The organism is bacterium (assembly GCA_036524115.1).
Lineage (GTDB): Bacteria > JAUVQV01 > JAUVQV01 > JAUVQV01 > DATDCY01 > DATDCY01.
This window is the reverse complement of the sequence record DATDCY010000134.1, coordinates 18484-30145: the sequence shown is the minus strand read 5'-3', so window position 1 is coordinate 30145 and position 11662 is coordinate 18484. Positions and strand designations below refer to the sequence as shown.

Annotated in this window: 12 protein-coding genes; 6 read left to right on the top strand and 6 right to left on the bottom strand. The window is 72.9% G+C overall.

Annotated elements, in window-relative coordinates:
- Both VI078_06400 and VI078_06395 read left to right on the top strand, forming a co-directional pair.
- A partial coding sequence (locus VI078_06400) for an ATP-binding protein (protein HEY5998921.1) occupies positions 1-855 on the top strand: 855 nt, incomplete at its 5' end.
- A gap of 32 nt (positions 856-887) precedes the next feature.
- The gene (locus VI078_06395) at positions 888-995 is read left to right on the top strand and encodes a rubredoxin (GenBank protein HEY5998920.1); all 108 of its coding nucleotides are present in this window, start codon (positions 888-890) and stop codon (positions 993-995) included.
- 28 nt (positions 996-1023) lie between these two features.
- Here the strand turns inward: VI078_06395 and VI078_06390 are convergent, their stop codons facing one another.
- The gene (locus tag VI078_06390) at positions 1024-2568 is read right to left on the bottom strand and encodes a hypothetical protein (protein HEY5998919.1); all 1545 of its coding nucleotides are present in this window, start codon (positions 2566-2568) and stop codon (positions 1024-1026) included.
- Between the two features lie 155 nt (positions 2569-2723).
- On the opposite strand from VI078_06390, the gene VI078_06385 reads away from it, so the two are divergent.
- Positions 2724-4871: a DUF4139 domain-containing protein gene (locus VI078_06385; GenBank protein ID HEY5998918.1), complete on the top strand. Its 2148-nt coding sequence runs from the start codon at positions 2724-2726 to the stop codon at positions 4869-4871.
- 12 nt (positions 4872-4883) lie between these two features.
- Here the strand turns inward: VI078_06385 and VI078_06380 are convergent, their stop codons facing one another.
- From VI078_06380 to VI078_06360, 5 genes are all read right to left on the bottom strand, one after another.
- Positions 4884-5411: a hypothetical protein gene (locus tag VI078_06380; GenBank protein HEY5998917.1), complete on the bottom strand. Its 528-nt coding sequence runs from the start codon at positions 5409-5411 to the stop codon at positions 4884-4886.
- A 20-nt stretch (positions 5412-5431) separates the two neighbouring features.
- A complete protein-coding gene (locus VI078_06375; protein HEY5998916.1) occupies positions 5432-5884 on the bottom strand; it encodes a hypothetical protein in 453 nt (150 codons plus the stop codon).
- Positions 5881-6831: a hypothetical protein gene (locus VI078_06370; GenBank protein HEY5998915.1), complete on the bottom strand. Its 951-nt coding sequence runs from the start codon at positions 6829-6831 to the stop codon at positions 5881-5883. Before VI078_06370 ends, VI078_06375 begins: the two co-directional genes overlap by 4 nt.
- A gap of 59 nt (positions 6832-6890) precedes the next feature.
- Positions 6891-7238 (bottom strand): nucleotide pyrophosphohydrolase, encoded by a 348-nt coding sequence (locus VI078_06365; protein ID HEY5998914.1) that lies wholly within the window; start codon positions 7236-7238, stop codon positions 6891-6893.
- A 225-nt stretch (positions 7239-7463) separates the two neighbouring features.
- A complete protein-coding gene (locus VI078_06360; GenBank protein HEY5998913.1) occupies positions 7464-8702 on the bottom strand; it encodes a Xaa-Pro peptidase family protein in 1239 nt (412 codons plus the stop codon).
- Between the two features lie 115 nt (positions 8703-8817).
- Here VI078_06360 and VI078_06355 point away from each other — a divergent pair, with 115 nt between their 5' ends.
- From VI078_06355 to VI078_06345, 3 genes are all read left to right on the top strand, one after another.
- Positions 8818-9072 (top strand): hypothetical protein, encoded by a 255-nt coding sequence (locus VI078_06355; protein HEY5998912.1) that lies wholly within the window; start codon positions 8818-8820, stop codon positions 9070-9072.
- Positions 9062-10243, top strand: a complete 1182-nt coding sequence (locus VI078_06350; GenBank protein HEY5998911.1) for a radical SAM protein — start codon at positions 9062-9064, stop codon at positions 10241-10243. The genes VI078_06355 and VI078_06350 overlap by 11 nt, the downstream gene beginning before the upstream one ends.
- A 95-nt stretch (positions 10244-10338) precedes the next feature.
- Positions 10339-11607 (top strand): hypothetical protein, encoded by a 1269-nt coding sequence (locus VI078_06345; GenBank protein HEY5998910.1) that lies wholly within the window; start codon positions 10339-10341, stop codon positions 11605-11607.
- Positions 11608-11662 lie beyond the last annotated feature (55 nt).

Below are 11662 nucleotides of genomic sequence, written 5' to 3'. Positions count from 1 at the left end.
CCCCGCGGGCCGGCCGACGGTCTCTCCTACGAGCCGAAGATCCTGGCGATCGCGAAGGTCTACTACGCCGACGCCAAGGCGGGTGTCGCGACGGAAGAGCAGGTGGCCGTCCTCGCGGACCCGGCGGCGCGCGTGGACTGGGACGGCGCCGAGGCGGCCGCCATCGCCGAGGCGGACCTCGAGCGCGTGCCCGCGGACGACGACGCGACCTTCGGCGAGGTGCCGACCGAGGCCGCCAGGGGGCGCAGCTACGGGGACTGGGGCAAGGCCTACGCGGAGTGGCTCTACCGCACGCGCCGGCTGCGGCTGCTGCGCAGCCGCGCCTCGGGCGTCGTGTCCTCGCCCGGCGAGACCGAGCGCGACTTCCGCATCCGGCTGCAGACCGCGGCCCGCGAGAGGCGCGACGGCGTGGTCGAGAAGGTCCGCGGCACCTACGCGCCGCGCATCGCCCGCCTCGAGGAGCGCATCCGCACGGCCGAGGCCGCGGTCGAGCGCGAGAAGGCCCAGGTCACGCAGCAGGGGATCCAGACCGCGGTCTCGATCGGCGCGACGATCCTCGGGGCGTTCCTCGGGCGCAAGACCGTCAGCACCGCCAGCATCGGCCGCGCCACAACCGCAGTGCGCGGCGCCGGCCGCACGATGAAGGAGCAGCAGGACGTCGGACGCGCCGCGGAGAACGTGCAGGCGCTCGCCGCCCAGCGCGACGAGCTGCAGCGCGCGATGGACGACGAGATCGCGCGGGTCCAGGCGGCCGTCGATCCGCTGACCGAGCAGCTCGAGACCGTCGAGATCGCGCCGAAGAAGAAGGACGTCGCGGTGTCGACGGTCGCGCTCGCCTGGGTCCCCCGCGCCTGAAGAAAAGTGGTTCGAGAGGAGGTGACCGGAGCATGGCGACGTTCAAGTGCGACAAGTGCGGCTGCACGAAGGAGGGGCGCTGCAAGCCGAAGGCCTGCCCGAAGTGCGGGGCGGCCGGGACGATGACGAAGAAGGCGTGAGGAGTCGGGCGGCAGCGCGCCGCCGTCCTCACCGGCCGCGGCGGCGCGCGAGTTCGTCGATCTTGCCCTGCACGATGCGGTCGTAGGGGATCAGTTCCTGCGCCCGCCGATAGCTGGCGAGCGCCTCGTCGAAGCGGCCCTCGCCGGCCTGGACATCGCCCGTACGGATGAACAGGTCGAAGCGCAGGTAGGGATTGAGCTTGTAGGCGCGCGAGATCAGCGCCTGCCCTTCGTTCACGCGATTCTCGTTCAGGAGCGCATTGCCGAGGTTGTTCAGCGCGATCCAGTTGTCGGGCTGAACCGCGACGGCGTGGCCGAAGAGAGCCGTGTTCGAGCGCCAGTATCTACACTGCGCCCAGGTGGCCGCCGCGAGCGCACCCAGGGCGGCGAGGCAGACAGCGGCGACCGGGACGCGCAGGCGAGCCCACTGGCGCGCGACTTCGCGCAGCGACCAGGCGGCTGCCACGAAGACCCCCGTCAGCGGGATGTACGTGTACCGGTCCGCCCGCGCCTGCACGCCGACCTGCACCAGCCCGATCACCGGCACGAGCGTCACGAGATACCAGAGCCAGCCGACGGCGGCCCAGCCGCGCCGGCGCGCGGCGAGCGCCAACGCCGCGGTCGCGACCGCCAGCGCCACGGCCGCCCCTGCTGACTGCCAGGGCGGGATCCGCCACCCCTCGAAGGGATAGAACGTCAGGTCGACGGGCCACACGGTCTGCCCGAGGTAGGCCCAGTAGGAGGTGAGCGCGTTCGCCACGCGGGCGCCGAGCGGGTACTCCTCCGCGTAGAACAGCGCGTTCGCGCCGCGCTGCGCGAAGATGGCCAGCGCCGCGGAGGCGCCCGCGAGGGCGAGGAGCGGGAGCTTCTCGAGGAACGGCTTTTGCCATCTTCCCGCCGCGCCCGCAGGCGGCCCGAGACGGGCCAACGGCCAGAGATCGAGCAGCAGCAGGACCACGGGCAGGCTCACGAGCATCGGCTTGGACATCAGCCCGAGGGCATAGGCGGAGAGGACCGCGGCGTAGCGGCCGCCGCTCGGGCGCCGGACGTAGCGCGCGTAGGCCAGGAGCGCCAGCGCCCAGAACAGGCCCGCGAGCAGGTCCTTGCGCTCGGCGGCCCACGCCACGGACTCCACGTGCAGCGGGTGGACCGCAAAGAGGGCGGCGACGAGCACGGGAGACCAGAGCGCACCGGTGAGGGACCGCAGGGCCGCGAAGAGCAGAGCCGCGTTCGCCGCATGCAGCACGGCGTTGTGCAGGTGGTGGCCGCGCGGGTCCAGCCCGAAGAGATCCATGTCGACCAGGTGGGAGATCCACGTCAGCGGGTGCCAGTTGGCGCCGACGCTGGTGAAGGCCCAGGCCGCCGATCTCGCGGTCAGGCCGGCGCGCAGGTGCTCGTTCGCGGTGATGTAGAGGTTGTCGTCGTAGTTGAGGAAGGCGTTCCCGCCGATCCGCCAGTAGAGCGCGAGGGTCGCCGCGGCCAGCAGCGCGGCCAGCACGGCGGCGGCCGCGCAGTGGCGACGGCGTCGCGGGGCGGCCGTCGCCGGCGCCCGTTGCTCGTGTGCCATCGGCATGCGCGGGAATCTACCACAGCGTCCGCAGCGGCGGCGCCTTGACTTCGCGCGCCGCGCCGCCGGAGAATCGCCCGCGAGGTGAAGGGAATGCAGGCGCCGCCGACGCGCGGGCGCCCGGCCGCGCGATCAACCGCCGGGCTATGGGAGGCACACCGATGGTCGACGTCCCCCGGATCGTGAGAGCACCGCTCGCGCGCCTCGCGTGCCTGGCCGCGCTCGCCCCGCTGGTCCTGCCGGCGGGCGCCCCGCCCGCCGCGGCCGCCGACGCCCCGCTGCCGGTGCGCAAGGTCGTCCTCTACAAGCACGGGATGGGGTACCTCGAGCGGCGCGGGAAGGTCAGCGGAGACGCGACCGTCTCCTTCGGCTTCCGCACCGACCAGATGAAGGACCTGCTCACGAGCTTCTACGCCGTCGACCTCGGCGGCGGCACGATCACCTCGGTCCGCTACGACAGCGCCGAGCCGCTGGCCCGCAGGCTCCAGGAGATCCTGATCAAGATCCCCGAGTCCGCCGCGCTCAGCGAGTTTCTGCCTCAGCTCAAGGGGGCGCGGATCGCCGCGAAGGTCTCGGGCGAGGAGCTCACGGGGCGCGTGCTCGGCCTCGAGCCGTTCACGGAGTCGGCCGACGGGCGCGTCGTGCGCCAGGGCCACCGCCTCGTGGTCATGACCGACGCGGGCGCGGTGCGCTCGGCCGACCTCGCCGGCATCGCCGAGCTGTCCATCCTCGATGACGGGCTGCGCGCCGATGTCGCGCGCCTGCTCGACCTGGCGCTCGAGGGACGGCGCGCCGACGCCAAGCGCCTCGCGGTCACCGCGGCGGGGAGCGGCGAGCGCGAGCTGCGCGTCGGCTACCTCGTCGAGATGCCGGTCTGGAAGTGCTCGTACCGCCTGATCCTGGATCCGGCCGACCGCGAGAAGGCGCTCCTGCAAGGCTGGGCGCAGGCCGAGAACACCAGCGGGGAGGACTGGGAGAACGTCTCGGTCTCCTTCGTCGCCGGCAACCCGCTCTCGTTCTCGATGGACATGTACACGCCCCTGTACGTGCCGCGCCCGCAGGTGCCGGTGCCGGGCCTCGAGAAGCTGGCGGTCAACTGGGGGGCCGCGCCGGCGCCGGAGGCGGCAGGCAGCGCACCGCCCTACCCCCGGAAGGCCGAGCAGCTGTTCGAGCGCAAGGAGAGGTCGATGCGCATGCAGGCAGCGGCCCCCGCGCCGGCGCCCGCCGTGGCCGGCTTCGCGGCGCAGAGCATGGACGCCGGCCTCGAGCAGCCCGCCGAGGAGCCGCAGCTCGCCGACGCGCTGGAGGCCAGCGCCGGCGCTGCGGCGCAGGGCGCGAAGGTCGGCGAGCTCTTCAGCTACGAGCCGCGCGACCCCGTGAGCATCCCGCGCGGGCAGGCGGCGCTGGTGCCGATCGTCTCGAAGCGCATCGCCGGCAAGCGCGTGCTCGTGTACCAGGCCTCGTTCTCGCCGCGCCCCGTCAACGCCTGGGTGCTCGCCAACGACACGGACCTGACGCTCGAGGCCGGCGCGGTCACCTTCTTCGAGGGGAGCACCTCGCTTGGCGAGGGAATCCTCGGCCACACGCTCGCCCCCGGGGGGCAGGAGGTCGTCCCGTATGCCGTCGACGCGACGGTGGACGTGACGCCCAGGGTCTCCTCCCGCCAGGAGCCCTACGTCCGCGGGAAGGTGGTCGACGGGGTGCTGCAGCTCACCCGCGGCGAGGTCCTGGCGAACACCTGGACGCTGCTCAATCGCGGCAAGGAGCCGACGACGCTCTGGCTGCACCAGCCGGCCAACCCGCTCTACAAGCTCGCGAAGCCCGAGAAGCCGCTCAAGGAGGTCGCCGGGAGCTACCGCTTCGAGATCGCGCTGGCGCCGGGGGAGACGAAGGAGTTCCTCGTCGAGGAGCGTCGCGAGATCGGCGAGGCGGTCTACCTCGCCAACGAGGACGAGACCCGGCTGCGCTTCTTCGCCGCGGGGCCGTACCTCTCCGAGGCGACCCGGCGCTTCCTCGCGGAGATCGGCGACCTGGCGGCGGAGAAGGCCGCGCTGCAGCGCCAGATCAACGAGGGGCAGGAGCAGATGCGCCGCCTCGCCGAGGAGGAGGAGCGCCTGCGGCGGAACATCGGGACCGTCGGCTACAACCAGCCGAAGGAGGCGGAGCTGCGCGCCAAGTGGACGACGGCGCTCTCGGCCGCCGAGGACAAGCTCGCCGCGCTGCGCGGGGCCGCCGACGAGGCCGGCTCGAAGGTGCGCGCCCTCGAGGAGAAGATCGCGGAGAAGCTCCGCGGGTACCGGGAGGAGTGAGCGGCCCGAACGCTACTCCCGCTCCCCCTTCTGGCCGACGAACCAGTCCTGCTTGTCCTGGAAGAGGGCGTTGAACGTCGTCAGCGAGCCGTAGACGCGCGTGATGTACTGCTGCAGCTCGACCTTCTCGGCATCCGCGAGGCCCTTGTGGGCGTTGATCTGCGCCTCGAGCACCCGCAGGCGGTCGCGCACCATGACGATCTTGTGGAAGAAGGCGTCGATCGGCAGCGTCTTCGCGGCCTGGGCCGGGTCCTGCGGCTTGAGCACGATCTCCCCGCCCTGCCAGCGCCTGCCGAGACGGGCGGCCGGGGCCTGCTCGCGCTCGCGCTGGGCGAGGGCGAGCCGCGCCAGGTCGTAGGCCTCGGACTCCGCCGGCGTGAGGAGGGTGAGTTCCGCGCTCGGCACCGTCGCCCGCTCCGGCCCGCGGGCGAAGAGCACGCCGGCGGACTGGGTGTCGCCGTACCCGGCGGTCTCCTCGACGACGCCGGGACCGCGGCGCGCATGGCGCACCAGGTCGCCCTTCATCAGATCTATCGACACCCCAGGCTCCCTCCCGGACTCTAGAGCTTGAAGCCGCCCACCGCGCGGATCGCCGCCGCGAGCGCCTGCGGCTCGTCGGTGCCGATGCGCACGGCTTTGCCGGAAATCAGGCCGACCTCCACCGCGTCGAACCCGGAGACGGAAAAGAGCCAGCCGTAGGGCGTGAAGCGGATCCCCCAGCCGAAGTGCCAGGGGTTGCGCACGACCTCGACGCGGGCGATCTCCGCCCGCGCGATGCGGCGGCGGATCAGCCCCGGCCCGAAGCGCAGCAGCACGTCGCCGCCGACGACCTCGACGGTCAGCGTGCAAAAGAGCGCGGCGACGATGCCGAGGAACGCGAACACGGACCACGCGGCCGGACTCCACCCGGTGCGGCTCGCGGCAAAGCCCACGAGCGCGGCCCCCGCCAGGAGCACCGCCAGCAGGGACCAGCCGATCTGCGTGTGACGATAGGTGGGCGCTGCGTCGTTCATTTCTGCCTCGGCTTTCCGTCCGGGCCGCAGTCGAGCTGCACGTTGCAGCCGTCGTCGTCGGCGCGGAACACTTTGAGGACGTCGGCGTCGAGCGCCCGCGAGGGGTCGACGTTGAGCACCGGCTCCCTGCGGAAGCACTCGGCGCGGATGAAGGCCAGGATGCGCTTTTCGCCGCGGATGATCGACATCCCCTCCGGGCCCGGCACGAGCAGGACCGGCACCTCCTCGATGCCGAGCAGCGCCAGCAGCTCGCGGTTCACCGCCGGGTCCCAGGCGGCCGCGCGCTCCACCCCGGGGAGGGCGAGGTCCGTGATCTGGTCGATCGGGTTGAAGTGGAAGTTGCAGCTGTTGCAGGACTCGAGCGTGCGCAGGACCTCGGCGCAGTGCGGACAGGTCGAGGAGAAGACGAGATAGAGCTGCTTGGCCGGGTCGTCGCAGCGACGCACGCCGTAGGTGCCACGGTCGAGGGCCCGCCCGCCCGCCGCCGGCCGCATCACGCCGAAGCGCAGCGCCGAGAAGGCGACGAGGGCCGCCGCGAAGATCGCCGCCGCGCGCAGCGCCTGGCGCCCGCCCGCCAGAAGGTTGAGGAGCGCGACGAGCGCGAAGACGACCAGGCACCAGCTGCAGAAGGCCCGTGCGACATAGAGCTGGTAGCCGAAGAGCACGGCCTCGGCGCCGACGCCGGCGAGCAGCAGGACGCCGAGCAGGCGCCGCGTCGCCCCCGCCGTCGCCGGCGCCCGCCATGCGAGGGCGGCGACAAGGAGGAAGAAGCCCAGTCCGGCGAGGTTGATGTACAGGGGCGAGACCCGCGTCAGCCCCTCGACGATGCGGCAGCCCTCGTTGAAGCAGATCGCCTGGCCGCGCGCCAGCAGCATGCCGGACTGGATCGCCGCCCCGAGGGCGCCGAGGAGCGCGAGCGCGATCGAGACCGTCCGCCGCATGTTCACTCAGACTCCGGTGCGGGCGCCGGGTTCCCCGCGCCGCGGCGCCCGGGCGCCCCCCCCGCTCACGCGTACTCCGTGTACTTGCGATGGCTGCCGCGGCACTTCTCCACCGGGTACTTCGCCGCGTTCGCCCGGATCTTGGCCGCAACGGCCGGCTCGAGCGCCACGCCCAGACGGTCGGCGAGCCGCACCGTGAAGATGAACACGTCGGCCAGCTCCTCGGCCACCCGGGCCAGCTCCTCCGCGGGCAACGTCGCGCTCTCCTTCTCGCTCAGCCACTGGAAGCGCTCCATCAGCTCGGCCGCCTCGACCGCGAGCGCCATCGCCAGGTTCTTCGGGGCGTGGAACTGCTCCCAGTCGCGCTCGCGAGCGAACTCCCGCAGGCGGGCGGCGAGGTCCTCGAGATCCACGGTCGCGTCACCCCGATTCGCGCGTGCGCGCGGATCCGGCAGGGTAGCACCTGTTGATCTGCTTTGAATGAGGGTGGTTACAAAGCACGTTGACACCGGAGGACTTGGCAGAAAACGTGCGAAGCACGTGCTGCGACGGGAGCACGAGGAAGAGCTGGAATTGAGCGTAGCACACTAGCAAGTCTGCCCTTCTGATCCGCGCCTACGCGCGGATCTTTGGTCGCGTCAGCGCTCGACGCAGACGATGTCGAAGGCGTCCCCGGTCAGACAGCGCCCGCCGTCCGGCGTGACCTCGAACGTGTTCTCGACGCCGACCATGCCGAACCCCGGGATGCCGAGCTTGGGCTCCAGCGCCAGCACCACCCCTTCCTCCAGCGGCGCGTCGAACCCCTTCGCGAGGACCGGCTGCTCGTCGATCGCGAGGCCGATGCCGTGCCCGACGAAGCGCACCTTGTTGCCGCCGAGCGCCATGAAGCCTTCCGCCCACCCCGCCTGCTCCGCCCAGGCGAAGCAGTGCGCCGCCAGCTCGGAGGGGATGCTCCCGGGCCGCAGTCGCTCCGCGAGCCAGGCCTGCACCTCGACGCAGAAGTCGTGCGCCGCCTGGGCGCGCTCCGGGATGGCGGTGCGCGGCCCCGCGAAGTAGACCTGCGTCTTGTCGGTGTGGTAGCCCTCGCGCACGAAGCCGATGTCGCAGACCAGCGGCTCGCCGCGCTCCCAGGTGCGCGAGGAGCCCATGTGCGGGATCGCCGGGTGCTCGCCCCGCAGGCCGACCGGGCCGTTGAAGACGCTCGGGTAGTTGCCGCTGTCGCCGGCCGAGACGTGCCCGAGGAAGACCTCCTCGCCGTAGTTCTCCATCCGCAGCAGGCCCTGGTGGCCGGAGGCGAAGAGCGTCATCCAGACGTGGTGCGCGATGTCCCGCTCGCTCATCCCGGCGGCGATGAGCGGCGGCACCAGCTCGCGCAGGCAGTGGTCGTGGTCGGCCCCCGCGGCGCGCATGATCTCCAGCTCCCAGGGGGACTTGACCGAGCGGCTCAGCGAGAGCGCGCGGTCGCCGGGGACCAGCCGCGCCGGCGCCAGGTGCTCGTCGAGTGTGCGGCCCAGCGCCCAGGTGATCCCGCCCATCTCCGCGGCGATGACGGCCGCCAGCGGCGAGTCCGCGCCGGAGAGCAGCGCCGGCAGCTCGCGGAAGGACCGGAAGGGAAGGATGCGCTCGAGGGGCGACTCCAGGCGCGCCCGCTCGATGCCGCGCCGGCAGGCCAGCACCGGCTCGCCCTCGAGGGGCAGCCAGAGCACGCCGGCGCCGTAGGTCCCGGTGAGGTAGTAGATGTTGAGCCGCGAGAAGACGAGCAGCCCGCCGGCCTCCGGCGCCTCGCCGGCAAGCGCCCAGCGGCAGCGCTCGCGCCGCCAGGCCAGCTCCTCGCGCGGGACGCGCTCGTCCCGCGACAGGGCGAAATCGGTCTCCATGGGTCGAGTGTACTGGAATTCGCCCCCGCATTTCTACTGGCGTCTCGTCCCGGAGGAGACGTCTGCTCTCGAGATTCCCCGCTGCCCCCTTGCCAAAGGGGGCGACAACGCTACCATGGGACGCGTGACCGACGAACCGGCGGCCTTTCCGAAGCTCCGTGCGGCGGCGGCCCGGCTGCCGGCGGATCCGGGCGCGGAGCTGGCGGACGCCGACATCGTGCGCATCGCCTGCAGCGACTGCCCCTTCTACAAGCAGGGCGAGGACGAGGAGCTCGAGTGCGGGGCGTTCCGCCTGCTGCGCCACCTGCTCCGCAGGAAGGTCCTGACCGTGCAGGCGATCGTCGCGGCGGTGCAGCCGGATGGCCGCTAGCGCAGGGCCGGCGGCGGCTCTCGCGCTCGCGCCCGGCTGCTTCCTCAAGCGCCTCGAGACTCCGGCGCTCTACGACGCCCGCACCGACACACTCTACGAGCTCGACGAAGAGGCGCTCCGCTGTCTCGCCGCGGGCGTGCCCCCCGGGTCCGGCGCGGCTGGCGCGGACGCCGCGGCATTTCTCGGCTTCTGTGTCGCCGAGGGCCTGCTCGTGCCGGCGGCCGCGCCGGCGCCCGTGTCGGTCCCGGCGGCGCCGCCGCTGGTGCCGAGCCTGCGCTACCTGCTCGTCCACCTGACCGACCGCTGCACGCTGCGCTGCCGCCACTGCTTCATCGGGACGCAGACCGGGACGGACCTGCCGCTCGCCGACGTTCTGCGCGCCGCCGGCGAGTTCGCCGCCCTCCAGGGGCTGCGTTTCATCGCCTCGGGCGGGGAGCCGCTGTTGCACCGGCACTTCTGGCGGCTCAACGAGCGCCTGCCGTCGTACCCCTTCCGCTCGATCCTGCTGACGAACGGCACCATGGTCGACCGCGAGGCGGCGCGCGCGCTGCGCTTCCACGAGGTCCAGGTCAGCCTCGATGGCCCCGAGGACGCGCACGATGCGCTGCGCGGCCGCGGGAGCTTCCGGCGCGCCCTGGGGGCGCTGCGCCTGCTCGCCGAGGCCGGCGTGCCGGTGTCGGTGGCCACGGTCGTCTTCGCCGGCAACGTGGAGCGCTTCGACGAGCTGGAGGCGCTCCTGCGGGAGCTGCCGCTGCGGGGCTGGTCGATCGACGTCCCCTGCCCCGCCGGCGCGCTGCGCGACAACCCCGGCCTGCTCGCGGACCCGGCGCGCGCCGCGGCCCTGATGGCCCGCTCGTTCGGCGGCGGCTTCTACGGCTCGGGCGGCGACTGGGCCTGCGGCGCGCACCTCGCCGCGGTCATGGCCGACGGCACCGTCGACAAGTGCGGCTACTTCACCGCGCGACGCTCCGGACATCTTCGCGACGGACTCGCTGCGGTGTGGCCCTCCATCCCCCGCTGGCGCCTGCCGGAGCTCTCCTGCCGCTGCCCGCACCTCGCGGAATGCCGCGGCGGCTGCCGCTTCCGCGCCGCGGCGCACGGCGACCCGCTCGGCCCCGACCCCGCGATGTGCCTGCTGCGCCGAGTTCCCGTCGGCGGCCAGGCGCCCTAGGCGATCACCCCGTTGCGGCCCTTCCCGCCGTGACCTAGCTTGTAACTAAGGTTTCCCGGGGCCGTACACCATATGCAGAGGGGCGGGAGGTACGCATGTTCACGGCATTTCGGCGTGGCTGGCTCTCGCTACCCATTCCGCTGTTACTCGCGGGCGGCATGTTCCATGGCGCCGCGGCCGGAGCGGCCAACGTCAGGACGCAGAACCTTCCCGAGATCATCGTGCGCTCCCTGACCGGGAGCAGGGACGTCGCGCTGGCGACGTCGCTCGCCGGGAGGGCGGCGGTCGTGCTCGTCGTCGACGCCGGCCTGGCCCCCGGCTGCCTCGTCGGCCGGGCGGCGGCGGAACTGCAGCGCGACCATCCCACGCACTTCGCCTGGGTGGCGGTGGCCAGCGGCCCGATGACCGCCGGCGACATCGACCAGCTGCGGGAGGCCTCGCCGGTCCGGCTCGACCGCATCTACGTCGACCGCCCGGGCCGCCTGCGGGAGGCGCTCGGCCTCGCCGGGCTGCCCGTGATGCTGCTTGTCGACGAGGCGGGGCGCATCCTGGAGCGCTGCTCCCCCGACGGGGGTGCCGATCGCCTGGCGGCCGCCGCGCGGGAACTCCACAGTCTCGAGCCCCCGACGCGGCGCGAGGCCTCGGGGCTCGACGAGTTCCGCCTGCCGCTGGTCGGGAGCGAGGGGTTGGTCTCCTTCCTCGACGTGGCCGGGGAGGATGCCACCCTGGTGGTCTTTCTGCACAGCCGGTGCTTGGCCTGCGCGCGTGAGCTCGAGGTGCTGGATTTCGCGCGGCAGCGCCACGGCGGGCGGGTGAGCTTCGTGGCGGTGTTCCTCGATCCGGCGTCGGAGACGCGGATCAGGGGCTTCCTCGGCGCGGCCGGCGCCGTCCCGGACTTCGTGCTGCGCGACCCGGAGATGCGGCTCGCCGGGCGCTACGGGGTGCGCGCGGCGCCCTCGCTCGTCGTCATCGACGCCGCCGGCGGGATCATCCACGCCGCGATCGGATACCGGGAGGAGCACCGGGATCAGCTGTACGCCGATCTCATGCGCGTCTTCGCGGAGGCGCAGCGGAGGAACCTCGCGGACTCGGCCCTCGCCGAGGCGCGCCGGCTGCACGAGGAGGCCTGCGCCTTCATGCGCGAGGGCAAACCCGGGTATGCCCTGCTGTACCAGGAGCGCATCCGCGAACTGCTGCCGGAGTACCCGTCCGTCTACCTGCGCATCGCCGAGGCCGCGCTGGCCGACGGGCGCCACCGCCTGGCGCTCCAGAGCCTCGCGCGCTACCTCGCCGCGAAGCCGCAGACGTACGACAGCGCGGCGGTGCGCCAGACGATCGCCGGGCTCACGGCGGCCCGCCCCTAGGCGCCGGTCGCCCTGCCGCAGTGGCGGCGCCGAACGCGCCACCCGGCCGGCCCTC